This is a genomic window from Mangrovibacter sp. MFB070 (assembly GCF_000705335.1).
In the GTDB taxonomy this organism is placed as follows: Bacteria; Pseudomonadota; Gammaproteobacteria; order Enterobacterales; family Enterobacteriaceae; genus Mangrovibacter; species Mangrovibacter plantisponsor.
Window position 1 is genome coordinate 1 of the sequence record NZ_JJMI01000038.1, and the last position, 20,652, is coordinate 20,652.

At 48.3% G+C, this 20,652-nt stretch carries 35 protein-coding genes and 1 rRNA gene; 6 read left to right on the forward strand and 30 right to left on the reverse strand.

All coding sequences use genetic code 11. From position 1 onward, the window contains the following. Positions 1–246: ribosomal RNA gene (locus tag DT73_RS18045) — 16S ribosomal RNA — on the reverse strand; the annotation flags it as partial. Positions 247–725: 479 nt separating this feature from the next. On the opposite strand from DT73_RS18045, the gene DT73_RS18050 reads away from it, so the two are divergent. Next, the gene (locus DT73_RS18050) at positions 726–1,280 is read left to right on the forward strand and encodes a gamma carbonic anhydrase family protein (protein WP_036112723.1); all 555 of its coding nucleotides are present in this window, start codon (positions 726–728) and stop codon (positions 1,278–1,280) included. On the opposite strand, the gene DT73_RS18055 is transcribed toward DT73_RS18050, so the two are convergent. From DT73_RS18055 to dprA, 6 genes are read right to left on the reverse strand one after another with little or no spacing between them, the layout of a single operon-like run. Beyond that, positions 1,256–1,513, reverse strand: a complete 258-nt coding sequence (locus DT73_RS18055; protein WP_036112728.1) for a DUF1488 domain-containing protein — start codon at positions 1,511–1,513, stop codon at positions 1,256–1,258. The genes DT73_RS18050 and DT73_RS18055 overlap by 25 nt on opposite strands. Next, positions 1,510–2,328 carry a shikimate dehydrogenase gene (aroE, locus tag DT73_RS18060; protein ID WP_036112730.1) on the reverse strand — a complete coding sequence of 273 codons (819 nt, stop codon included), beginning with the start codon at positions 2,326–2,328 and terminating at the stop codon, positions 1,510–1,512. The genes DT73_RS18055 and aroE overlap by 4 nt, the downstream gene beginning before the upstream one ends. A gap of 2 nt (positions 2,329–2,330) precedes the next feature. Continuing rightward, a complete protein-coding gene (gene tsaC, locus DT73_RS18065; protein WP_036112733.1) occupies positions 2,331–2,903 on the reverse strand; it encodes an L-threonylcarbamoyladenylate synthase type 1 TsaC in 573 nt (190 codons plus the stop codon). Then, a complete protein-coding gene (locus DT73_RS18070) occupies positions 2,896–3,450 on the reverse strand; it encodes a type I DNA topoisomerase (RefSeq protein ID WP_036112735.1) in 555 nt (184 codons plus the stop codon). Before DT73_RS18070 ends, tsaC begins: the two co-directional genes overlap by 8 nt. A gap of 23 nt (positions 3,451–3,473) precedes the next feature. Beyond that, positions 3,474–3,947, reverse strand: coding sequence for a DUF494 family protein Smg (smg, locus tag DT73_RS18075; RefSeq protein ID WP_036112740.1), 474 nt, complete (start codon positions 3,945–3,947; stop codon positions 3,474–3,476). Further along, positions 3,919–5,040: a DNA-protecting protein DprA gene (dprA, locus tag DT73_RS18080; protein WP_036112895.1), complete on the reverse strand. Its 1,122-nt coding sequence runs from the start codon at positions 5,038–5,040 to the stop codon at positions 3,919–3,921. Before dprA ends, smg begins: the two co-directional genes overlap by 29 nt. 121 nt (positions 5,041–5,161) lie before the next feature. Between dprA and def the strand changes: the two genes are divergently transcribed. The 5 genes from def to mscL all read left to right on the forward strand — a co-directional run bounded on the left by def (position 5,162) and on the right by mscL (position 9,963). After that, a complete protein-coding gene (gene def, locus DT73_RS18085) occupies positions 5,162–5,674 on the forward strand; it encodes a peptide deformylase (RefSeq protein WP_036112742.1) in 513 nt (170 codons plus the stop codon). Positions 5,675–5,695: 21 nt separating this feature from the next. After that, positions 5,696–6,643 (forward strand): methionyl-tRNA formyltransferase, encoded by a 948-nt coding sequence (gene fmt, locus DT73_RS18090; RefSeq protein WP_036112745.1) that lies wholly within the window; start codon positions 5,696–5,698, stop codon positions 6,641–6,643. 73 nt (positions 6,644–6,716) lie between these two features. Then, the gene (rsmB, locus tag DT73_RS18095) at positions 6,717–8,009 is read left to right on the forward strand and encodes a 16S rRNA (cytosine(967)-C(5))-methyltransferase RsmB (protein WP_036112748.1); all 1,293 of its coding nucleotides are present in this window, start codon (positions 6,717–6,719) and stop codon (positions 8,007–8,009) included. A gap of 40 nt (positions 8,010–8,049) precedes the next feature. Further along, positions 8,050–9,426, forward strand: a complete 1,377-nt coding sequence (trkA, locus tag DT73_RS18100) for a Trk system potassium transporter TrkA (RefSeq protein ID WP_036112752.1) — start codon at positions 8,050–8,052, stop codon at positions 9,424–9,426. Between the two features lie 123 nt (positions 9,427–9,549). Further along, positions 9,550–9,963: a large-conductance mechanosensitive channel protein MscL gene (gene mscL / locus DT73_RS18105; RefSeq protein ID WP_036112755.1), complete on the forward strand. Its 414-nt coding sequence runs from the start codon at positions 9,550–9,552 to the stop codon at positions 9,961–9,963. On the opposite strand, the gene DT73_RS18110 is transcribed toward mscL, so the two are convergent. From DT73_RS18110 to rplP, 23 genes are all read right to left on the reverse strand, one after another. Continuing rightward, positions 9,935–10,180: an alternative ribosome-rescue factor A gene (locus DT73_RS18110; protein ID WP_036112758.1), complete on the reverse strand. Its 246-nt coding sequence runs from the start codon at positions 10,178–10,180 to the stop codon at positions 9,935–9,937. The two genes, mscL and DT73_RS18110, sit on opposite strands and share 29 nt — an antisense overlap. After that, a complete protein-coding gene (gene zntR, locus DT73_RS18115; protein WP_036112761.1) occupies positions 10,177–10,605 on the reverse strand; it encodes a Zn(2+)-responsive transcriptional regulator in 429 nt (142 codons plus the stop codon). The genes DT73_RS18110 and zntR overlap by 4 nt, the downstream gene beginning before the upstream one ends. A gap of 2 nt (positions 10,606–10,607) precedes the next feature. Beyond that, positions 10,608–10,979: a DUF1992 domain-containing protein gene (locus DT73_RS18120; protein WP_036112765.1), complete on the reverse strand. Its 372-nt coding sequence runs from the start codon at positions 10,977–10,979 to the stop codon at positions 10,608–10,610. 110 nt (positions 10,980–11,089) lie between these two features. Then, positions 11,090–11,476 (reverse strand): 50S ribosomal protein L17, encoded by a 387-nt coding sequence (rplQ, locus tag DT73_RS18125; RefSeq protein ID WP_036112778.1) that lies wholly within the window; start codon positions 11,474–11,476, stop codon positions 11,090–11,092. A gap of 40 nt (positions 11,477–11,516) precedes the next feature. Beyond that, positions 11,517–12,506 carry a DNA-directed RNA polymerase subunit alpha gene (gene rpoA, locus DT73_RS18130; RefSeq protein ID WP_036112784.1) on the reverse strand — a complete coding sequence of 330 codons (990 nt, stop codon included), beginning with the start codon at positions 12,504–12,506 and terminating at the stop codon, positions 11,517–11,519. Between the two features lie 25 nt (positions 12,507–12,531). Further along, positions 12,532–13,152, reverse strand: coding sequence for a 30S ribosomal protein S4 (gene rpsD / locus DT73_RS18135; protein WP_036112787.1), 621 nt, complete (start codon positions 13,150–13,152; stop codon positions 12,532–12,534). A 32-nt stretch (positions 13,153–13,184) separates the two neighbouring features. Beyond that, positions 13,185–13,574: a 30S ribosomal protein S11 gene (rpsK, locus tag DT73_RS18140; RefSeq protein ID WP_001029684.1), complete on the reverse strand. Its 390-nt coding sequence runs from the start codon at positions 13,572–13,574 to the stop codon at positions 13,185–13,187. 16 nt (positions 13,575–13,590) lie between these two features. Beyond that, a complete protein-coding gene (gene rpsM, locus DT73_RS18145) occupies positions 13,591–13,947 on the reverse strand; it encodes a 30S ribosomal protein S13 (RefSeq protein ID WP_036112799.1) in 357 nt (118 codons plus the stop codon). Between the two features lie 147 nt (positions 13,948–14,094). Beyond that, entirely contained in the window at positions 14,095–14,211 is a 117-nt protein-coding gene (gene rpmJ, locus DT73_RS18150) for a 50S ribosomal protein L36 (RefSeq protein WP_015960705.1), read from the reverse strand. 30 nt (positions 14,212–14,241) lie between these two features. Then, positions 14,242–15,573, reverse strand: a complete 1,332-nt coding sequence (gene secY / locus DT73_RS18155) for a preprotein translocase subunit SecY (RefSeq protein WP_036112808.1) — start codon at positions 15,571–15,573, stop codon at positions 14,242–14,244. Between the two features lie 7 nt (positions 15,574–15,580). Further along, positions 15,581–16,015, reverse strand: coding sequence for a 50S ribosomal protein L15 (gene rplO, locus DT73_RS18160; protein WP_036112811.1), 435 nt, complete (start codon positions 16,013–16,015; stop codon positions 15,581–15,583). 3 nt (positions 16,016–16,018) lie between these two features. Next, a complete protein-coding gene (gene rpmD / locus DT73_RS25915; RefSeq protein WP_036112814.1) occupies positions 16,019–16,198 on the reverse strand; it encodes a 50S ribosomal protein L30 in 180 nt (59 codons plus the stop codon). Between the two features lie 6 nt (positions 16,199–16,204). Beyond that, the gene (gene rpsE, locus DT73_RS18170; protein ID WP_017374144.1) at positions 16,205–16,705 is read right to left on the reverse strand and encodes a 30S ribosomal protein S5; all 501 of its coding nucleotides are present in this window, start codon (positions 16,703–16,705) and stop codon (positions 16,205–16,207) included. A 14-nt stretch (positions 16,706–16,719) separates the two neighbouring features. Further along, a complete protein-coding gene (gene rplR, locus DT73_RS25920; protein WP_000358956.1) occupies positions 16,720–17,073 on the reverse strand; it encodes a 50S ribosomal protein L18 in 354 nt (117 codons plus the stop codon). Positions 17,074–17,082: 9 nt separating this feature from the next. Further along, positions 17,083–17,616, reverse strand: a complete 534-nt coding sequence (gene rplF, locus DT73_RS25925; protein ID WP_036112828.1) for a 50S ribosomal protein L6 — start codon at positions 17,614–17,616, stop codon at positions 17,083–17,085. A 12-nt stretch (positions 17,617–17,628) separates the two neighbouring features. Next, the gene (gene rpsH / locus DT73_RS18185) at positions 17,629–18,021 is read right to left on the reverse strand and encodes a 30S ribosomal protein S8 (RefSeq protein WP_036112832.1); all 393 of its coding nucleotides are present in this window, start codon (positions 18,019–18,021) and stop codon (positions 17,629–17,631) included. A 34-nt stretch (positions 18,022–18,055) separates the two neighbouring features. After that, positions 18,056–18,361 carry a 30S ribosomal protein S14 gene (rpsN, locus tag DT73_RS18190; protein WP_036112836.1) on the reverse strand — a complete coding sequence of 102 codons (306 nt, stop codon included), beginning with the start codon at positions 18,359–18,361 and terminating at the stop codon, positions 18,056–18,058. A 14-nt stretch (positions 18,362–18,375) separates the two neighbouring features. Continuing rightward, positions 18,376–18,915, reverse strand: a complete 540-nt coding sequence (gene rplE / locus DT73_RS18195; protein ID WP_036112840.1) for a 50S ribosomal protein L5 — start codon at positions 18,913–18,915, stop codon at positions 18,376–18,378. A gap of 14 nt (positions 18,916–18,929) precedes the next feature. Further along, entirely contained in the window at positions 18,930–19,244 is a 315-nt protein-coding gene (rplX, locus tag DT73_RS18200) for a 50S ribosomal protein L24 (RefSeq protein ID WP_036112842.1), read from the reverse strand. A gap of 9 nt (positions 19,245–19,253) precedes the next feature. After that, complete coding sequence (gene rplN, locus DT73_RS18205; RefSeq protein WP_035344535.1) at positions 19,254–19,625, reverse strand: 50S ribosomal protein L14; 372 nt, start codon at positions 19,623–19,625, stop codon at positions 19,254–19,256. A gap of 162 nt (positions 19,626–19,787) precedes the next feature. Then, the gene (gene rpsQ, locus DT73_RS18210) at positions 19,788–20,042 is read right to left on the reverse strand and encodes a 30S ribosomal protein S17 (RefSeq protein WP_000130100.1); all 255 of its coding nucleotides are present in this window, start codon (positions 20,040–20,042) and stop codon (positions 19,788–19,790) included. Beyond that, entirely contained in the window at positions 20,042–20,233 is a 192-nt protein-coding gene (rpmC, locus tag DT73_RS18215) for a 50S ribosomal protein L29 (protein ID WP_036112852.1), read from the reverse strand. Before rpmC ends, rpsQ begins: the two co-directional genes overlap by 1 nt. Then, positions 20,233–20,643: a 50S ribosomal protein L16 gene (rplP, locus tag DT73_RS25930; protein ID WP_036112855.1), complete on the reverse strand. Its 411-nt coding sequence runs from the start codon at positions 20,641–20,643 to the stop codon at positions 20,233–20,235. Before rplP ends, rpmC begins: the two co-directional genes overlap by 1 nt. Positions 20,644–20,652 lie beyond the last annotated feature (9 nt).

Genomic DNA, 20,652 nt, shown 5'->3' on the forward strand with positions numbered 1-20,652 from the left:
TAATCCCATCTGGGCACATCCGATGGCAAGAGGCCCGAAGGTCCCCCTCTTTGGTCTTGCGACGTTATGCGGTATTAGCTACCGTTTCCAGTAGTTATCCCCCTCCATCAGGCAGTTTCCCAGACATTACTCACCCGTCCGCCGCTCGTCAGCAAAGAAGCAAGCTTCTTCCTGTTACCGCTCGACTTGCATGTGTTAGGCCTGCCGCCAGCGTTCAATCTGAGCCATGATCAAACTCTTCAATTTAAAGTTTGATGCTCAAAGAATTAAACTGTTTATTCGTAATGAATTAACTGTTAGTCACTCTTTAAGACTTGATAATTTTTAGCGTCTTTCGACGTTAAGATATCAGTGCTTATGAGTGCCCACACAGATTGTCTGATAAATTGTTAAAGAGCAGTGCGACCCGGCATTCTGCCTGCTGTCGCGAGGTGGCGTATATTACGCTTTCCTCTTTCAGAGTCAACCCAATTTTTCAGGATTTTTTCTCTTTATCTTCCCGGCTTACTGCACTCAGTGAAGCGTGCCGCCGTGTCGATGGAGGCGCATTATAGGGATCCCGCTCAGATGCACAAGCCTTTTTTCGATCTTTTTTTCTAAGTGTGGGTTTTTCAACCTTTTTGCTGAATTCATGCACTTCAACGTTTGTTTTATGTACATTTCACCTTGAATTTCCCTTTCTGATCGTCAAAGTTAACCTTTCAGACTATTGAATTGAGGTAGCTATGCCCCAGGTTTTCCGTCAATACCAGAATTTATATCCTTCAGCCGGGCGCCAGGTCATGGTCGATCCCTCCAGTGTGCTTATTGGTGATGTAAGACTGGGAGATGATGTCAGCATCTGGCCGCTTGTCGCTATCCGCGGGGATGTCAATTACGTTGCTATTGGTGACAGGACAAATGTCCAGGACGGAAGTGTCTTACATGTCACGCATAAATCACCTTCACACCCTGAAGGCTACCCGTTAATCATTGGGCAAGACGTAACTATTGGTCACAAGGCAATGCTTCACGGATGTAAAATAGGTGACAGAGTATTAGTCGGTATGGGTTCCATCCTGCTTGATGGTGCTGAAATTGGTAATGATGTCATGATTGGTGCTGGTAGCCTGGTGCCACCCGGGAAAAAACTGGCAAGCGGATTTTTATATATTGGAAGCCCTGTTAAACAAGTGCGCCCACTATCTGCAGACGAAATCCAAAGCCTGAAATACTCTGCAGATAACTATGTAAAATGGAAAGCAGAGTACCTGGCTCAGGATAACCAGTACCAACCTTGAGCATCTTCCTGTTGCGCATTGATCAATACTTCAGCCTCTTCCTCCAGATCCCAGCGATGGGATCTGAATAGATTCAGGTATTCTTCAGCAGTATGCTCACCAAACCGTTGTGCTAAAACCAGCTTGCTGATAGCGCAAAAGACCTGCATACCACCCACCAGCGCAGGAAAAACAACAGCCTGATGCTCAACATGCCATTCCTCTCTGTCCGGGAACTGAATCGACTGGTTCATGCACTCAACACTCGTTTTAGCTTTTCAATCACCGGGACTGTTTCTGGTAAAACACCATGCCAAAGCATAAATGAATGAGCAGCCTGGCCAACCAGCATACCCAACCCATCTGCAAGTTGCTGAACATGGTGCTGCATTGCCCACATTAAAAAAGGCGTAGGCCCGGCCTGATAAAACATGTCATAACAACTGATATTATGATGCAGTAGTGAAACCGGGAGCGGAGGAATATCGCCGCTGATGCCGCTGGAAGTTGCATTGATAATGAGGTCAAAAACTTTACCATCCAGCGCAGAATACTCACAGGCACTCACATTTCCGTAAGTGGAGAAATGCGCGGCCAATGACTGAGCTTTATTAAACGTCCGGTTGGCAATTACAATATCGCATGTTTGTGCTAACAAGGGCAGAATGACGCCTCTGGACGCCCCTCCTGCACCCAGCAACAAAATACGTGCTCCGGAAGGCAAAAACCCCAACCGTTGTAAGTCACTGACAAGCCCAACACCATCCGTGTTATCACCCAGCACCTGTCCATCGTCCAACAGTTTTAGCGTATTCACTGCCCCGGCCAATGTTGCTCTTTGCGTTAGTGTGTCAGCAAACTCAAACGCCTGTTCTTTAAACGGCACCGTAACATTCGCCCCCCTTCCCCCATTCGCAAAAAAAGCGCCAATAGATTCTTTAAAACCATCAACGGGAGCCAGAACATACCCATAAGGGTGAACAATCCCCGTTTCTTCAGAGAACCAGGCATGTATTTGAGGGGATTTGCTATGCGCAATAGGGTTACCAAAGACAGCGAATGTTTCCATAATTATCCTTGCCGAAAGAGTTTGCCAGTTAATGCGTCTCTGATTTCAGATGGATTTTGCCTTCCACCTGTTAAGCCATCAACCACAGGAAAGCCATCACCAAATTGAGCACGAACTTCTTCAGTGGTACGGCACGGCGGTAACCCACTCAAATTAGCACTTGTCGAAACTAACGGTTTACCGAAAGCGAGACATAAATCTACTACCAGTGGATGATTAGTGACACGCACAGCTAATGAATCAAAGCGCCCTGTTAACCATATGGGTGTATCCGGTTTCGCAGGAAAGACAAAAGTGACCGGACCTGGCCAGCACGCAAATACACTTTGGAGCTGTTCAGGGCTCAGAGAAGATTCATCAATATAAGGGCGTAATTGTTCAAAATTTGCAGCGATAAGAATTAACCCCTTATCAATAGGACGTTGCTTCAACGCCAATAAGCGCATCACTGCGGTTTCACTATCAGGATCACACCCCACACCAAATACAGCTTCAGTGGGGTAGGCGATGACATTTTCTTCTTCTAAAACGCGAACGATATCGTTCAGCGCGTTATTTTGCAGGTTGTTATTCACTTTCTTTATCTACCGTTACCGGCTTTCCACATTGTTTACTGGCACAGAAGCGTTTAACGCCTTGTGCCGTTTTCTTCTCAATTAACAAGGGGTAATGGCATTCCTCACACACCCCTGCTACAGGCGTAAAATTTACAGCAAACTGGCACTCGGGGAAGCGGTTACAGGCATGAAATGTTTTCCCATAACGAGAACGCCGCTGCACCAGGTGCCCCTGCTTGCATTGAGGGCAAGAAATAGCCGTATTATCAGGCTTATCGATAAGTTCAGTATGCCCACATTCCGGATATTGGCTACAACCAATGAACATTCCAAAACGCCCCTGGCGTAACACCAGGACTGACTGGCATACAGGGCACTGTTGCCCTTCAAGCACCTTAACGATATGCCCATCTGATGAGGGTTTTAAAGGACGCAGGTAGTCACAACCAGGGTACTGAGAACAACCGAGAAACGGTCCATGCTTCCCGGTACGAATTAATAACGGCGCCCCACACTTCGGGCAGGGCGACTGTTCAGGCACTGAAAAGAGTGCATCTTTTGCCATATCACTTACACTTCACTGAATAATCAGTGAAGCATACCTTCATTTACCTCAAAAAGAAGTTCTTCCATCTGTTGATAAGCGTTTTCACAACCTGGCAGATTGAACAACACCATCAACACGACCCATTTCAGGTCTTCAAGGTCAAACTCACTTGTATCCAATGCCATAACACGCTCAATCACCATTTCACGTGTCTCGAGGTTTAGCACCTGTATTTGTTCCAGGAACAGCAAGAACCCCCGGCAACTGGAATCCAGTCGCTGGCTTTCTTCATCCGTGAAAATGCGCATAGACAAAGGGTCGGACGCCAACTGCATTGGCTCAACTAACCCATCCTGGTAATCCGCCAGTTTTTCCAGCCAGGATAATGCATTGTAGATATCGTCGCGATCAAACCCTACATCAGCTAAATCACGGGTTAATTTATCCTGATCAACCTGAACTTCAGCCTGATTCTGGATATATGTTTCAAACAGATAAATTAGTACGTCGAACATGGCATGCCCTCCTCAATCGGACATAGCCGCCGGGTACAGCTGCGATCCACCCTGCTAACTCCAGCTCAAGTAATTGGACTACGGTCACTGGCACAGGTTGGCCGGCACGTTCAGCGACGACGTCAACAGGTGTTACCTCATCTCCTACGTTAGCCAACAGCTCAGGAAATGGCAATGGAGGGATGGCATGATCCACTGAATTATTTAACTTCAACGCCTGTTTTGCTAATACGCTGACAGTTTCACCGAGTGAATCAATAATATCGCCAGGTTGAGAAACCAGCTGTGCACCCTGTTGAATCAACCAGTGTGGACCCTCACTGCCTGGATTACTTAACGGGCCCGGTAACGCAAAAACATCTCGCCCATGTTCAAGCGCACAACGCGCTGTAATCAACGAACCACTTTTCAGCGTCGCTTCAATCACCAAAACCCCGTAACTTAACCCACTAATAATTCGATTACGCCGTGGGAAATTAGCGGGCTTAGGCGTGATCCATAAAGGAAACTCAGAGACAATCGCGCCCCCATTTGACTGAATATCTTTTGCCAGTGAACGATGGCGAGGCGGGTAGATTGTATTTAAACCATTCCCTAAAACAGCAACGGTTTTTCCGCCTGCCTCAAGTGCTGCATTATGCGCCACGCCATCAATACCAATCGCAAGCCCACTGGTAATTGTTAGCCGTTCGGCAAGAGATGAAGCAAATTGCCGGCACCAATGCTCTCCGTACCAGGAAAGGCTGCGGCTTCCGACTATAGCTAATTGTGGTGTATTCAGTACCGACAAATCGCCTTTAACAAATAGCGCAACCGGAAAATCATTAATGGCTTTTAATGGCGTAGGGTACATTGCATCCGCGATGGTCAACAGATGATGATGTTCGATATCAAGCCAGTTCAGCGCCTGAGTGACTTGCTGTGCAGTGGGAGAAAAAAACTGTTTTATTTGGGTTTCACTACAACCGACAGAACGCAATATTGCAGGAGTACAGGAAGGGGTTTCCCGTAACTGACAAAAGAGCATATGCGCGATATCGCCATACACTGACGAAACATTCATTAATCGCAGCCAGATTTCCGTTTCCGACAAACTCATTCCTGCAACCTCAGCAATTTCTGTGATTGACGAGGGATACTGTCAATCGGGCTCGGAAATGTCTAGAATAGGAAGGAAGTATCCGTTTAACTTTTGAACACAGCTCTGGATAAATATGTCAGTATTGCAGATTTTACATTTCCCGGACGAGCGACTTCGCACTATCGCTGAACCGGTCAAAGAGGTTAATGCAGAAATTCAGCGTATCGTCGATGATATGTTCGAGACCATGTACGCAGAAGAAGGCATTGGCCTGGCTGCAACACAAGTAGATATTCATCAGCGTATCATTGTCATTGATGTTTCGGAAAACCGCGATGAACAGTTAGTTCTGATTAACCCTGAACTACTGGAAAAAAGTGGTGATACCGGAATTGAAGAAGGCTGCCTTTCTATTCCCGAGCAGCGGGCTTTGGTTCCTCGTGCTGAAACAGTCAAAGTACGTGCATTAAACCGTGACGGCCAGGCCTTTGAGCTGGAAACGGATGGTCTGCTTGCCATTTGTATTCAACATGAAATGGATCACCTGGTAGGCAAATTATTTGTTGATTACCTGTCCCCACTGAAACGCCAACGTATTCGTCAGAAGCTTGAAAAAATGTCAAGACTGAGTGCGCGCGAAGCGTAACTGCACGGAGCTAAAAACCACGTGGCAAATTCTCTTCGTATTATTTTCGCCGGAACACCTGATTTCGCAGCACGCCATCTGGATGCGCTGATAGCTTCAGAGCATGAAGTGGTTGCTGTTTTTACACAACCCGATCGCCCTGCCGGGCGCGGGAAAAAACTAATGGCAGGCCCAGTAAAAACACTGGCTCAGGAGCATGAGATCCCTGTCTATCAACCAGCCAGCCTGCGTCCACAGGAAAACCAGGCATTAGTTGCCCAGTGTAATGCAGATGTGATGGTCGTGGTTGCTTATGGCCTGCTGCTACCAGCAGCTGTATTATCCATGCCTCGTTTGGGCTGCATTAATGTACATGGTTCCCTGCTTCCTCGCTGGCGTGGCGCTGCGCCGATTCAGCGCGCATTATGGGCCGGAGATGAGCAGACTGGCGTAACCATCATGCAAATGGATAAAGGTCTTGATACCGGCGATATGCTGCACAAGATAGCCTGTCCGATTACTTCCGAAGACACCAGCGCCACCTTGTATGACAAGCTTGCTGCCATTGGACCTGATGGGCTGTTATACACGCTTGATCAGTTGGCCGTGTCGGGTATTACACCAGAAAAACAAGACGAAGCCCTGGTTACCTACGCTGAAAAGCTCAGTAAAGAAGAAGCCCGGCTTGACTGGTCATTACCGGCAGCCCAACTTGAGCGCTGCATTCGTGCATTTAATCCCTGGCCTGTAAGTTTTTTAATGATTGATGAACAACCGGTAAAAGTCTGGCAGGCATCAGTCATTGAGACTCAGGTTAATGAACACCCCGGGACTGTCGTTGCAGCAGATAAACACGGTATTCAGGTTGCTACACAGCAAGGCATTCTGAACATAGAGATATTGCAGCCCGCCGGTAAAAAGCCGATGTCGGCCCAGGATATTCTCAATTCAAGGAAAGAATGGTTCACCCCAGGGACTACCCTTGCCTGATAAGCATCTTATTCACAGCCCGGACTTGTCCGGGCCTTTTTATTTCTGACGGCTGGAAAACCAGACTGTAGCAATGAAACGATCTCAAAACTTACGCAGCCTGGCAGCACAGGCAATAGACCAGGTTATGGAGCAGAAATTGTCACTTAGTGATGTTCTGCCACCGCTTCAGGAACGTGTTTCTGACAAAGACAAATCACTCTTACAAGAACTGTGCTTTGGTACCCTGCGTACATTGCCAGAACTGGAGTGGCTGATCAGCCAGTTGATGTCCCGCCCGTTGCAAGGCAAGCATAAAGTCATCCATTATCTGATCGCCGTTGGTCTTTACCAGTTAATTCACACCCGGATCCCCGCACATGCCGCACTCGCTGAGACAGTTGAGGGTGCGAGTGTACTTAAACGACAACAGTTTAAAGGGGTCATTAACGGCGTATTACGGCAATTCCAACGCCAGAGTGATAGCCTGACGGCGGAACTACAGCAGCATGAAGCCCGTTACTGGCATCCTGAGTGGCTGCTTAACCGTCTGCGTCAGGCCTGGCCGCAGCAGTGGGAAAGCATTGTTGAAGCAAATAACCACCGCCCACCGATGTGGCTACGGGTAAACCGTCGCTTTCATCAGCGTGATGCGTGGCTTGAACTACTCCAAAAAGCAGGTATGAATGGGTTTACTCACCATAACTACCCTGATGCCATCAGGCTGGAAACACCAGTACCAGTTGCTGTGCTACCCGGCTTCGCTGACGGTTGGGTTACCGTACAGGATGCATCAGCTCAGGGTTGCGTGGCGTTGCTGAATCCGCAGAATGGCGAGGATATTCTGGATTTATGTGCGGCCCCGGGAGGGAAAACAACTCACATCCTGGAAGCCGCTCCAGAGGCTAAGGTTTTGGCTGTTGATATCGACAAAAAGCGCCTTAGCCGGGTTTATGAAAACCTGAAACGTCTGGGTATGAAGGCTGAAGTCAAATCAGGCGATGGGCGCTATCCCGAGCAATGGTGTTCTGGCAGGCAGTTTGATCGCATCTTGCTGGATGCGCCCTGCTCAGCGACGGGAGTAATACGGCGCCACCCGGATATAAAATGGTTGCGGCGCAATAACGATATAGAAGACTTAGCAAAATTACAGAGAGAGATTCTTAATGCTGTCTGGCCCCTTTTAAAACCAGGAGGCACTCTGTTATATGCAACATGCTCCATTATGCCAGAGGAAAATAGCCAGCAAATTAAACAGTTTTTGCATAGCTTTGCTGATGCAAAACTTGTTGATACAGGAACGCCAGATGAGCCAGGAAAACAAAATTTTCCAGGGCCAGATGAAGGAGATGGATTCTTTTACGCTAAGCTAATCAAAGCGTCATGATGAATCAAGCCTGCCAGGCACAACTGAAGAAACAATACTGATGAAAATTATCATTTTGGGTGCAGGTCAGGTTGGAGGCACCCTTGCAGAAAACTTAGTAGGTGAAAATAACGATATCACTGTCGTGGATACCAATGGCGACAGGTTACGTAGTCTGCAAGATAAATTTGACCTGCGCGTTGTGCAGGGGCCAGGTTCACATCCCAGAGTACTGCGAGAAGCAGGCGCTGATGATGCGGATATGCTGGTCGCAGTAACCAGTTCAGATGAAACGAATATGGTTGCCTGCCAGATTGCTTATTCGTTATTTAATACTCCAAACCGCATTGCGCGCATACGGGCATCAGATTATGTCCGTGATGCACAAAAGCTCTTCACACCCGACGCAGTACCAATTGACCACTTAATTGCCCCGGAACAATTGGTGATTGATAGTATTTATCGTCTGATTGAGTATCCTGGGGCTCTTCAGGTCGTTAACTTTGCCGAGGGCAAGGTTAGCCTCGGGGTCGTCAAAGCCTATTACGGTGGCCCACTTGTAGGTAACGCACTCTCTACGATGCGTGAACATATGCCGCACATAGATACCCGGGTAGCTGCAATATTTCGCCATGACAGGCCTATTCGCCCTCAGGGCTCCACCATTATCGAAGCAGGTGATGAAGTCTTTTTTATTGCGGCTTCGCAGCACATCCGTGCAGTGATGAGCGAGTTACAGCGGCTGGAAAAACCCTATAAACGAATTATGTTGGTGGGTGGTGGTAATATTGGGGCAGGTTTAGCGAAACGGCTGGAGAAAGAATATAGCGTTAAGTTGATCGAACGTGATCAGAAACGTGCCTCAGAGTTGGCCGAGAAATTACAAAATACCATTGTATTTTACGGCGACGCATCTGATCAGGAACTGCTGCAAGAAGAGCATATTGATCAGGTTGATCTGTTCATTGCTGTCACCAATGATGATGAAGCCAACATCATGTCCGCAATGCTGGCAAAGCGTATGGGTGCCAAAAAAGTAATGGTACTGATCCAGCGCAGAGCCTATGTCGATCTGGTTCAGGGCAGCGTTATCGATATAGCAATATCTCCACAGCAGGCAACAATCTCTGCACTACTCAGCCATGTACGCAAAGCTGATATTGTTGGAGTTTCCTCACTCAGACGAGGAGTTGCTGAAGCGATTGAGGCTGTCGCACATGGGGATGAAAGTACATCAAGAGTCGTTGGCCGTGTCATTGATGAAATAAAATTACCACCTGGTACCATTATTGGTGCTGTCGTACGCGGTAATGATGTAATGATAGCTAACAATGATTTGCGTATTGAACAAGGGGATCACGTCATTATGTTCCTGACAGATAAAAAATATGTCAGCGACGTAGAACGTCTCTTCCAGCCCAGTCCATTTTTCCTCTGAATACAGGGGCGGTTATCCGCCCTGTTAATTCTTTGTATATAATCTATTTACTTATCTTTATTTGGGCCAGTGGCATCTAAAACGCTATTGCCCGGTTGGGGTTGTGTTGTTTAAGGAGAATGTATGAGTATATTCAAAGAGTTTCGGGCTTTTGCGATGCGTGGAAATGTCATTGACCTGGCTGTTGGGGTAGTGATCGGCGCGGCTTTCGGGAAAATAGTTTCGTCGCTGGTTGCTGATATCATTATGCCACCGCTAGGGTTGTTGATCGGGGGAATTGACTTTAAGCAGTTTGCAGTGACATTGCGCCCGGCCGAAGGCGATATACCGGCAGTGGTCATGCACTATGGTGTTTTTATTCAGAACATTTTTGACTTTATCATCGTAGCATTTGCCATCTTCATGGTAGTTAAGATGATGAATAAATTGTACCAGAAAAAAGAAGCACCAAAAGCTCCGCCAGCGCCTTCCACAGAAGAGGTGTTACTGACTGAAATCCGTGATCTGCTTAAAGCCCAGAATAGTAAAGATGCATAACTGTCGCGGTTAGTACGAAGAAGGCCAGGAGTAAAAAAGCATCTACTTGTTTACTGCTGGCCTCCTGCCCGCTATTTTTCCCATATTTAGCTTTGCGAGAATAGCTACCTTTTCCTTTCTTGTTCCGCTCAACACGTTGGCGAAATAACGGATCATGAAGCAAGGCCTCCAAAGCATTATCTCTGATGTTGCCTTTTTTATGTTGATAGTGACTCATATTTTCTCCGGTTGGATTTTTGTTGCACCCTGCTCCAGTGCTTCAAGAATTGAACAGTACACACTGCTGTGAGCGGTGCCACAGCAAACGTCGTCCAGTCGTTTTAACGACTGCCTCATTACTTCAAGCTCGGCGATTCTGGATTCGACTTCCGTGAGCCGGTTCTGCACAATCTGCTTCGACTCGCGGCAAGTATGATGTTCCGGGTCAATCCGAATGGAGAGTAATTCACGGATTGAATCCAGAGTAAAACCAAGTTGCCTTGCGTAGCGAATAAAACGCAGGCGCTGCAAATCATTTTCGCTATATAACCGAAAACCACCTTCCGTGCGTACTTCATGATCCATCATGTTCTGCTTTTCGTAATAACGGATAGTATCAGGCGTAACATCAGCTAAACGTGCAATTTCACCTATACGATACATAGCTAGTTGTCCTCAGAAAAGCGTTCTCTGACTAACAGTCCATAGGAACCATGAAGAAAATCAGTACTTAAACCAGCCTGGCGTAATTTAAGTTCCAGCAATGCAACACGCTGGCTTATCTCCTGGAATTCAGGCTCAGTCTCTTTGATACCCTGAAGTAACTCATGGAGCTCAAGTGCTTCCCTACGCTGCTCAAGCTCAGGTGGAAGGCATCCCGCATTTTTTAAGAGACGATAACCCGCACGCAAGGACTCGGGTACAAAAGAGTCATCATCCAGCACCAAAGGTTGTCCTTCGCCAGGGAGGTTGTCCAAATCACCCTTTTTCTGTGCTTCAAGAATGTGCCTCTCAGCCCATTGGTCAATTAACCACATATCAATACCCCGGTGATTAAATGAACAAACAAAGGTTGAATTCTAGATCAAGGTCTGAATTTTGGATATAAAAAAACCGGGCAAGCCCGGCTTTTTTACGTTACTGCAAATTACTCTGCAGCAGCTTCTGCTTGAGACTCAGCGCGATCAACCAGCTCGATGTAAGCCATCGGAGCATTATCACCAGCACGGAAGCCACACTTGAGAATACGAGTGTAACCACCTGCACGGCTCGCGAAACGCGGACCAAGTTCATTAAACAGTTTTGCCACGATCTCGTTATCACGAGTGCGGGCGAATGCCAGACGACGATTAGCTACGCTGTCGGTCTTGGCAAGAGTAATCAGCGGCTCAACTACGCGACGCAGCTCTTTCGCTTTTGGCAGGGTCGTCTTGATGATTTCATGACGAACCAGTGAACCAGCCATGTTGCGGAACATTGCCTGGCGATGGCTGCTGTTGCGGTTCAGTTGACGACCACTCTTACGATGGCGCATGACCTTATCCTTCTCAGTAAAACCTTAACCTGTGATCCGGTTACTCATCAGCAATGCTTGCTGGTGGCCAGTTTTCCAGGCGCATGCCCAGAGACAGACCACGGGAAGCCAGCACGTCTTTAATCTCTGTAAGAGATTTTTTACCAAGGTTCGGCGTTTTCAGCAACTCAACCTCGGTACGTTGTACCAGATCACCGATGTAGTGGATAGCTTCTGCCTTGAGGCAGTTAGCAGAGCGGACAGTCAATTCCAGATCGTCAACAGGGCGCAGCAAGATCGGATCGAATTCTGGCTTCTCTTCTTTAACTTCCGGCTGACGTACGTCACGCAAGTCAACAAAGGCTTCAAGTTGTTCAGCCAGGATGGTAGCCGCACGACGAATCGCCTCTTCAGGATCGATTGTGCCGTTAGTTTCCATTTCGATAACCAGCTTATCCAGGTCGGTACGCTGCTCAACACGAGCTGCTTCAACATTGTAGGCAATACGCTCTACAGGGCTGTAGCAAGCATCGACCAGCAGACGGCCGATTGGGCGCTCATCTTCTTCCGAATGAATTCGGGCAGAGGCCGGCACATAACCACGACCACGTTGAACTTTGATACGCATATTAATAGATGCGTTGTCATCGGTCAGGTGGCAAATCACATGCTGCGGCTTGACGATTTCAACATCACCATCATGGGTGATGTCTGCTGCGATCACAGGGCCAATGCCAGATTTATTCAGGGTAAGAATAACTTCATCTTTGCCCTGAACTTTCACCGCCAGCCCTTTCAGGTTGAGCAGGATTTCCAGGATATCTTCCTGTACGCCTTCTTTGGTGCTGTACTCATGCAGTACACCATCAATCTCAACCTCGGTCACCGCGCAACCCGGCATCGATGAAAGCAGAATACGGCGCAGTGCGTTACCTAGAGTATGGCCAAAGCCACGCTCTAACGGCTCAAGGGTCACCTTGGCGTGCGTCGAACTCATTTGCTCGATATCGACCAGGCGCGGTTTAAGAAACTCTGTCACAGAACCCTGCATTGTGTCCTCTCTTTGGTACTAAGCTTTACTTGGAGTAAAGCTCGACGATCAGGTGTTCGTTAATGTCCGCAGACAGATCAGAACGCTCAGGCTTACGCTTGAACACACCTTCCATCTTGCCAGCATCAACTTCCAGCCAGGTTGGCTTTTCACGCTGCTCAGCCAGCTCCAGAGCGGCTTTCACGCGAGACTGCTTTTTCGCTTTCTCACGAACGCTAACAACATCGTTCGGACTCACCTGATAAGAAGCGATATTAACAACACGACCGTTAACCATGATAGCTTTATGGCTTACCAGCTGACGTGCTTCCGCACGAGTAGCGCCAAAGCCCATACGGTAGACAACGTTGTCAAGACGACCTTCCAGCAGAGCCAACAGGTTTTCACCGGTGTTGCCTTTCAGACGTGCTGCTTCTTTGTAGTAGTTACGGAATTGACGTTCCAGAACACCATAGATACGGCGAACTTTTTGTTTTTCACGCAACTGCACACCATAGTCAGACAGACGCGGTTTACGCGCACCATGCTGACCAGGAGCTTGTTCAATTTTACACTTGGTATCGATCGCGCGAACACCAGACTTAAGGAACAGGTCTGTGCCCTCACGACGGCTCAGCTTGAGCTTAGGACCCAAATATCTTGCCATTTTCTTTCTCCAACATTCCTAAAAACGGGGCGTTATACGCGACGTTTTTTCGGCGGACGACAACCGTTGTGAGGGATCGGAGTCACATCAGTAATATTAGTGATGCGGAAACCAGCGGCGTTCAGAGCACGAATAGTAGATTCGCGACCCGGACCCGGTCCCTTAACCATAACTTCCAGATTCTTAATTCCGTACTCTTTCACTGCATCAGCGCAACGTTCAGCTGCAACCTGAGCGGCGAAAGGAGTGGATTTACGAGAACCACGGAAACCGGAACCACCGGCAGTTGCCCAACCCAGTGCGTTACCCTGACGATCAGTGATAGTAACGATGGTGTTGTTGAAAGAAGCATGGATATGAGCCACGCCATCAGAGACTTGTTTTCTTACACGTTTACGTGCACGAATTGGTGCCTTTGCCATTATTCAATCACCCCGATTATTTCTTGATCGGTTTGCGCGGACCCTTACGGGTACGGGCGTTGGTCTTGGTACGCTGACCGCGAACCGGCAGACCACGACGATGACGCAGACCGCGATAGCAACCAAGGTCCATAAGACGCTTGATGCTCATGCTGATTTCGCGGCGCAGATCACCTTCAACGACAAATTTGGCAACTTCGTCACGCAACGTGTCGATTTGTTCTTCAGACAGCTCACTGATCTTAACATCTTCAGCGATACCCGCCGCAGCACAGATGGCTTTGGAACGAGTCTTGCCGACACCATAAATCGACGTTAATGCGATTACAGCGTGTTTTTGATCAGGAATGTTAATGCCTGCTATACGGGCCACTATGCACTCCTATAATTTCATGTGTGCGTACCATACTGAAAAGCCCGTTTTCAGGATACTCAAATGAATACGCACAGACATACAAAAGATTGGCTGGCTAATCTAGCCAGCTCAACCCAACTTTGCAAGAAAAATATGCGAAAATAATCAGCCTTGACGCTGTTTATGTTTCGGTTCGGCACTGCAAATCACACGAATAACACCTTCGCGCTTAACGATTTTGCAGTTACGGCATAATTTCTTGACGGAAGCACGAACTTTCATTTTTACTCTCCGTAACTTCTCAAGCGACCATTAACGGCCATAACCTTTCAGGTTCGCTTTTTTCAATGCAGACTCATACTGACTGGACATCATCAGAGTTTGCACTTGAGCCATAAAGTCCATGATGACAACAACGACGATTAACAGTGAGGTCCCACCAAAGTAGAACGGCACTTTCATCGCATCACGCATGAACTCCGGGATCAGGCAAATAAAAGTAATATACAGCGCACCGACCAAAGTCAGGCGGGTCATTACTTTATCAATATACTTCGCCGTTTGTTCTCCCGGACGAATTCCTGGTACAAATGCACCGGACTTCTTCAGGTTATCTGCTGTTTCACGCGGGTTGAAAACCAACGCAGTATAAAAGAAACAGAAGAAGATGATTGCAGACGCATAGAGTAACACATAAAGCGGTTGCCCAGGCTGCAAGTACAGCGAAATTGTTGTCAGCCAGTTCCAACCAGTACCGCCCCCGAACCATGAAGTTATGGTTGCCGGGAACAGAATAATACTGGAAGCAAAGATAGCCGGGATTACACCAGCCATATTCACTTTCAGCGGCAAATGTGTGCTCTGTGCAGCATAGACACGACGACCTTGTTGGCGTTTCGCGTAGTTTACCACAATTCTGCGTTGACCACGTTCAACAAATACAACAAAGAAGGTGACAGCAAATACTAATACTGCAACCAACAGCAACAGGAGGAAGTGCAGGTCGCCTTGCCGCGCTTGCTCGATGGTATGTGCAATGGCAGGCGGAAGGCCTGCAACAATACCAGCAAAGATTATGATCGAGATACCGTTACCAATACCTCGTTCCGTAATCTGTTCGCCTAACCACATCAGGAACATTGTCCCGGTGACCAGGCTAACAACAGCAGTGAAATAGAATGCCATGCCTGGATTAATCACCAGACCAGTCATTCCCGGCATATTCGGTAAACCGGTAGCAATACCGATTGACTGAAATACTGCCAACACCAACGTACCGATACGGGTGTACTGGCTAATCTTACGACGTCCAGACTCCCCTTCCTTCTTCAATTCAGCCAACGCCGGATGAACGACCGTCAGCAACTGGATAATAATTGAAGCCGAAATATACGGCATAATACCCAGCGCGAAGATGGAAGCTCGGCTCAGAGCACCACCAGAGAACATGTTAAACATTTCAATGATGGTGCCCCGCTGTTGCTCGAGCAATTTGGCAAGAACAGTGGCATCAATACCAGGGATCGGAATAAAAGAGCCAATGCGGAAAACAATCAGCGCACCAATAACAAACAACAGTCTGCGTTTTAGCTCGCCAAGCCCACCTTTAGCACTTTGAAAATCTAATCCCGGTTGTTTTGCCATCTGCTACTTATTCCTCGATTTTACCGCCAGCAGCTTCGATAGCAGCTCGTGCGCCTTTAGTAACACGCAGACCGCGAACAGTTACCGGGCGAGCTACCTCACCAGACAGAATCACTTTCGCGAATTCAATCTGAATACCGATAATGTTTGCTGCTTTCAGCGTGTTCAGGTCAACTACGTCGCCTTCAACATTAGCCAGGTCAGACAGACGGATTTCCGCAGTAACCATAGCTTTGCGAGAGGTGAAACCGAATTTAGGCAGACGACGATACAACGGCATCTGACCACCTTCGAACCCACGACGTACACCACCACCAGAACGTGATTTCTGACCTTTGTGGCCGCGGCCACCGGTTTTACCCAGACCAGAGCCGATACCACGACCCAGGCGTTTCGGCGCGTGCTTAGACCCTTCGGCTGGAGACAGAGTATTTAAACGCATCTCTTACTCCTCAACTTTAACCATGAAGGAAATCGCGTTGATCATACCACGCACCGCTGGCGTATCTTCACGCTCAACAGTGTGACCAATACGACGCAGACCCAGGCCAAGCAGCGTTGCCTTGTGTTTCGGCAGACGACCGATTGCACTGCGGGTTTGAGTGATTTTAATAGTCTTTGCCATGGTCAATTACCCCAGAATTTCTTCAACGGATTTACCACGCTTGGCAGCGACCATTTCTGGAGATTTCATATTTTCCAGGCCATCAATGGTAGCACGAACCACGTTGATCGGGTTGGTGGAACCATATGCTTTCGCCAGAACGTTATGAACCCCAGCGACTTCCAGAACAGCACGCATAGCACCACCTGCGATGATACCAGTACCTTCTGAAGCCGGCTGCATGAACACACGAGAACCTGTGTGCACACCTTTAACTGGGTGCTGCAGGGTACCGCTGTTCAGCGCGACGTTAATCATGTTGCGACGGGCTTTTTCCATCGCTTTCTGGATCGCTGCTGGAACTTCACGCGCTTTACCGTAACCAAAACCAACGCGACCATTGCCATCACCCACTACAGTCAGAGCGGTGAAGCTAAAAATACGGCCACCTTTTACAGTTTTAGATACGCGGTTTACCGCGATCAGCTTTTCCTGCAGTTCGCCAGCTTGTTTTTCGATGTGAGCCATCTTACACCTCTACCTTAGAACTGAAGGCCAGCTTCACGGGCAGCATCTGCCAGTGCCTGGACACGACCATGATATTGGAACCCGGAACGGTCAAAGGAAACATCTTTAATTCCTTTTTCCAGAGCGCGTTCTGCAACAGCTTTACCTACTGCAGCGGCGGCATCTTTGTTACCGGTGTACTTCAGTTGCTCAGCAATAGCTTTTTCTACAGTAGAAGCAGCTACCAGAACTTCAGAACCGTTCGGCGCGATTACCTGTGCGTAAATATGACGCGGGGTACGATGTACCACCAGGCGGGTCGCACCAAGCTCTTTGAGCTTGCGACGTGCGCGGGTCGCACGACGGATACGAGCAGATTTCTTATCCATAGTGTTACCTTACTTCTTCTTAGCCTCTTTGGTACGCACGACTTCGTCGGCGTAACGGACACCCTTGCCTTTATAAGGCTCAGGACGACGGTAGGCGCGCACATCAGCAGCAACCTGGCCAATCACTTGTTTATCAGCGCCTTTCAGCACGATTTCAGTCTGTGACGGACATTCTGCAATGACGCCAGCCGGCAGTTCATGGTCAACAGGGTGAGAAAAGCCTAAAGACAGGCTCAGAACATTCCCTTTAACCGCTGCACGGTAACCTACACCAACCAGCTGAAGCTTCTTAGTGAAGCCTTCGGTAACACCGATAACCATGGAGTTCAGCAGCGCACGAGCTGTACCCGATTGGGCCCAGCCATCTGCAAAACCTTCGCGCGGGGCGAAAGTCAGTGCATTGTCCGCATGTTTAACTTCAACAGCATCGTTGATAGAACGAGTCAGCTCGCCGTTTTTACCTTTGATCGTAATAACCTGACCGTTGATTTTTACATCAACGCCGGCAGGAATAACGACCGGTGCTTTAGCAACACGAGACATTTTTTCCTCCGATTAGGCTACGTAGCAGATAATTTCGCCACCAAGACCAGCCTGGCGCGCTGCACGATCAGTCATAACACCTTTAGAGGTAGAAACGACAGCAATACCCAGCCCAGCCATAACTTTCGGCAGCTCATCTTTTTTCTTATAGATGCGCAGACCTGGACGGCTGACTCGCTGAATGCTCTCTACCACAGCCTTGCCCTGGAAATATTTCAGAGAAACTTCCAGTTCAGGCTTGATGTCGCCTTCAATTTTATAATCTTCGATATAACCTTCTTCCTTAAGCACATGGGCAATTGCCACTTTCAGCTTGGAGGAAGGCATGGTGACCGCAACTTTGTTCGCGGCCTGACCGTTACGGATACGGGTCAGCATATCCGCGATCGGATCTTGCATGCTCATCTGTCTCTACTCCCGTGATTCAAATTGGTGACAATTACCAGCTAGCCTTTTTCAGACCCGGGATTTCACCGCGCATAGCGGCTTCACGGACCTTAATACGGCTCAACCCGAATTTCCGCAGGAAACCATGCGGACGACCAGTTTGACGGCAGCGGTTACGCTGACGAGACGGGCTGGAATCACGCGGCAGACTCTGCAGCTTGAGAACAGCATCCCAACGATCTTCGTCAGAAGCGTTCACATCAGAAATGATCGCTTTCAGTTCAGCGCGTTTAGCGAAGAATTTTTCAGCCAAAGCTACGCGTTTTACTTCGCGTGCTTTCATTGATTGCTTAGCCATGAAGTAACCCTACCTTACTTGCGGAACGGGAAGTCAAAGGCAGCCAGCAGAGCACGGCCTTCATCATCGGTTTTCGCAGTAGTGGTAATGGTAATATCCAAACCACGAACGCGATCGACTTTGTCATAGTCGATTTCCGGGAAGATGATCTGCTCACGGACACCCATGCTGTAGTTGCCACGACCATCGAAAGACTTAGCGGAAAGACCGCGGAAGTCACGAATACGTGGTACAGCAATAGTGATCAGGCGCTCAAAGAACTCCCACATGCGTTCGCCACGCAGAGTTACTTTACAGCCGATCGGATAGCCCTGACGGATTTTGAAGCCTGCAACTGATTTGCGTGCTTTGGTGATCAACGGTTTTTGACCGGAGATTGCTGCCAGATCCGCTGCTGCATTATCCAGCAGTTTCTTGTCAGCGATCGCTTCACCAACACCCATGTTCAGGGTGATCTTCTCGACCCGAGGGACTTGCATGACAGAATTGTAGTTAAACTGAGTCATCAGTTTGGTAACTACTTCGTCTTTGTAGTAATCATGCAGTTTCGCCATCGTACTACTCCAAATTACTTGATAGTTTCGCCATTAGATTTAAAGAAACGGACTTTTTTGCCCTCTTCAAATCTAAAGCCTACACGGTCAGCCTTACCGGTTGCCGTATTGAAGATTGCAACGTTAGAAACCTGAATTGCAGCTTCTTTTTCAACGATGCCACCCGCCTGGTTCAGAGCCGGAACCGGCTTCTGATGTTTTTTCACCAGGTTGATACCTTCAACAATGACCTTACCAGAAGACAGGACACTCTTAACTTTACCACGCTTGCCTTTATCTTTGCCGGCCAGCACGATAACTTCGTCATCACGACGGATTTTCGCTGCCATGTTTGCTCCTTAGAGTACTTCTGGTGCCAGAGAGATGATTTTCATAAACTTCTCAGAACGAAGTTCACGAGTAACCGGCCCAAAAATACGCGTACCGATTGGCTGTTCGCTGTTGTTGTTCAGAAGAACACAAGCATTGCCATCGAAGCGAACGACAGAACCGTCAGGGCGACGAACACCCTTCCTGGTGCGCACCACTACCGCCTTCAGCACATCACCTTTTTTGACCTTACCACGCGGAATTGCTTCTTTGATGGTAATTTTGATGATGTCGCCTACGCCTGCGTAGCGACGGTGCGAGCCACCCAGAACCTTGATACACATTACGCGACGCGCGCCAGAGTTGTCGGCGACGTTCAGCATAGTCTGTTCTTGGATCATTTCAGTGCTCCGCTAATGTCAACTACTGAGACCTGATATCAGGTCGTTCATAAACGCCCCATAAACGAGGGCGCGGCATTATAACACCGCTTATCGGATATGGGTAGAAAAAATAAACGGCCCATTTCTGAGCCGTTTATCGATTTGAGAATGCGAACTCTATTACAGAACCGCTTTCTCTACGACGCGAACCAGAGTCCAGGATTTGGTCTTGGACAGCGGACGGCATTCGCGGATTTCAACCACGTCACCGATTCCACATTCGTTGTTCTCGTCATGTACGTGCAATTTAGTCGTACGCTTGATGAATTTACCGTAGATCGGGTGTTTCACAAAACGCTCGATAGCAACAACAATGGATTTCTCCATTTTATCGCTAACAACACGACCTTGCAGAGTACGGATTTTATCGGTCATTACGCACCCGCCTTCTCAGTCAGTAAAGTCTTAACGCGTGCGACATTATGACGCACTTGCTTCAACAGGTGAGTCTGTTGCAGCTGGCCACTTGCAGCCTGCATACGCAGGTTAAACTGCTCACGCAGCAGGTTAAGCAGCTCGGTGTTCAGCTCTTCAACACTCTTTTCACGCAGCTCTTTTGCTTTCATTACATCACCGTCTTAGTTACAAAGGTGGTTTTGATCGGCAGTTTCGCTGCTGCCAGGCTGAATGCTTCACGGGCCAGCTCTTCCGGAACACCGTCCATTTCATACAGGACTTTACCCGGCTGAATCAAGGCAACCCAATACTCCACGTTACCTTTACCTTTACCCATACGAACTTCCAGCGGCTTCTCGGTGATCGGTTTGTCCGGGAATACACGGATCCAGATCTTACCCTGACGCTTAACTGCACGGGTCATTGCACGACGTGCTGCTTCGATCTGACGTGCAGTCAGACGACCACGGCCAACAGCTTTCAGACCGTAAGTGCCGAAGCTCACATCCGTACCTGCAGCCAGACCACGGTTACGGCCTTTGTGCACTTTACGGAATTTTGTACGCTTTGGTTGTAACATCAGCGACGC

What these genes read in the sequence shown, in the direction of transcription:
- zntR (WP_036112761.1), bottom strand. Translation starts at nt 10,605, where the DNA reads ATGTATCGTATAGGTGAAATTGCACGTTTAGCTGATGTTACGCCTGAT.
- rplE (WP_036112840.1), bottom strand. Translation starts at nt 18,915, where the DNA reads ATGGCGAAACTGCATGATTACTACAAAGACGAAGTAGTTACCAAACTG.
- rpmD (WP_036112814.1), bottom strand. Translation starts at nt 16,198, where the DNA reads ATGGCAAAGACTATTAAAATCACTCAAACCCGCAGTGCAATCGGTCGT.
- rsmB (WP_036112748.1), top strand. Translation starts at nt 6,717, where the DNA reads ATGAAACGATCTCAAAACTTACGCAGCCTGGCAGCACAGGCAATAGAC.
- rpmJ (WP_015960705.1), bottom strand. Translation starts at nt 14,211, where the DNA reads ATGAAAGTTCGTGCTTCCGTCAAGAAATTATGCCGTAACTGCAAAATC.
- DT73_RS18050 (WP_036112723.1), top strand. Translation starts at nt 726, where the DNA reads ATGCCCCAGGTTTTCCGTCAATACCAGAATTTATATCCTTCAGCCGGG.
- rplO (WP_036112811.1), bottom strand. Translation starts at nt 16,015, where the DNA reads ATGCGTTTAAATACTCTGTCTCCAGCCGAAGGGTCTAAGCACGCGCCG.
- DT73_RS18070 (WP_036112735.1), bottom strand. Translation starts at nt 3,450, where the DNA reads ATGGCAAAAGATGCACTCTTTTCAGTGCCTGAACAGTCGCCCTGCCCG.
- rpsE (WP_017374144.1), bottom strand. Translation starts at nt 16,705, where the DNA reads ATGGCTCACATCGAAAAACAAGCTGGCGAACTGCAGGAAAAGCTGATC.
- mscL (WP_036112755.1), top strand. Translation starts at nt 9,550, where the DNA reads ATGAGTATATTCAAAGAGTTTCGGGCTTTTGCGATGCGTGGAAATGTC.
- rplQ (WP_036112778.1), bottom strand. Translation starts at nt 11,476, where the DNA reads ATGCGCCATCGTAAGAGTGGTCGTCAACTGAACCGCAACAGCAGCCAT.
- rplR (WP_000358956.1), bottom strand. Translation starts at nt 17,073, where the DNA reads ATGGATAAGAAATCTGCTCGTATCCGTCGTGCGACCCGCGCACGTCGC.
- rpmC (WP_036112852.1), bottom strand. Translation starts at nt 20,233, where the DNA reads ATGAAAGCAAAAGAGCTGCGTGAAAAGAGTGTTGAAGAGCTGAACACC.
- rpsK (WP_001029684.1), bottom strand. Translation starts at nt 13,574, where the DNA reads ATGGCAAAGGCACCAATTCGTGCACGTAAACGTGTAAGAAAACAAGTC.
- DT73_RS18110 (WP_036112758.1), bottom strand. Translation starts at nt 10,180, where the DNA reads ATGAGTCACTATCAACATAAAAAAGGCAACATCAGAGATAATGCTTTG.
- rpoA (WP_036112784.1), bottom strand. Translation starts at nt 12,506, where the DNA reads ATGCAGGGTTCTGTGACAGAGTTTCTTAAACCGCGCCTGGTCGATATC.
- rpsH (WP_036112832.1), bottom strand. Translation starts at nt 18,021, where the DNA reads ATGAGCATGCAAGATCCGATCGCGGATATGCTGACCCGTATCCGTAAC.
- smg (WP_036112740.1), bottom strand. Translation starts at nt 3,947, where the DNA reads ATGTTCGACGTACTAATTTATCTGTTTGAAACATATATCCAGAATCAG.
- rplF (WP_036112828.1), bottom strand. Translation starts at nt 17,616, where the DNA reads ATGTCTCGTGTTGCTAAAGCACCGGTCGTTATTCCTGCCGGCGTTGAT.
- DT73_RS18120 (WP_036112765.1), bottom strand. Translation starts at nt 10,979, where the DNA reads ATGTGGTTAATTGACCAATGGGCTGAGAGGCACATTCTTGAAGCACAG.
- trkA (WP_036112752.1), top strand. Translation starts at nt 8,050, where the DNA reads ATGAAAATTATCATTTTGGGTGCAGGTCAGGTTGGAGGCACCCTTGCA.
- rpsN (WP_036112836.1), bottom strand. Translation starts at nt 18,361, where the DNA reads ATGGCTAAGCAATCAATGAAAGCACGCGAAGTAAAACGCGTAGCTTTG.
- def (WP_036112742.1), top strand. Translation starts at nt 5,162, where the DNA reads ATGTCAGTATTGCAGATTTTACATTTCCCGGACGAGCGACTTCGCACT.
- rplX (WP_036112842.1), bottom strand. Translation starts at nt 19,244, where the DNA reads ATGGCAGCGAAAATCCGTCGTGATGACGAAGTTATCGTGCTGGCCGGC.
- DT73_RS18055 (WP_036112728.1), bottom strand. Translation starts at nt 1,513, where the DNA reads ATGAACCAGTCGATTCAGTTCCCGGACAGAGAGGAATGGCATGTTGAG.
- rplP (WP_036112855.1), bottom strand. Translation starts at nt 20,643, where the DNA reads ATGTTACAACCAAAGCGTACAAAATTCCGTAAAGTGCACAAAGGCCGT.
- rpsD (WP_036112787.1), bottom strand. Translation starts at nt 13,152, where the DNA reads ATGGCAAGATATTTGGGTCCTAAGCTCAAGCTGAGCCGTCGTGAGGGC.
- secY (WP_036112808.1), bottom strand. Translation starts at nt 15,573, where the DNA reads ATGGCAAAACAACCGGGATTAGATTTTCAAAGTGCTAAAGGTGGGCTT.
- rpsQ (WP_000130100.1), bottom strand. Translation starts at nt 20,042, where the DNA reads ATGACCGATAAAATCCGTACTCTGCAAGGTCGTGTTGTTAGCGATAAA.
- aroE (WP_036112730.1), bottom strand. Translation starts at nt 2,328, where the DNA reads ATGGAAACATTCGCTGTCTTTGGTAACCCTATTGCGCATAGCAAATCC.
- rplN (WP_035344535.1), bottom strand. Translation starts at nt 19,625, where the DNA reads ATGATCCAAGAACAGACTATGCTGAACGTCGCCGACAACTCTGGCGCG.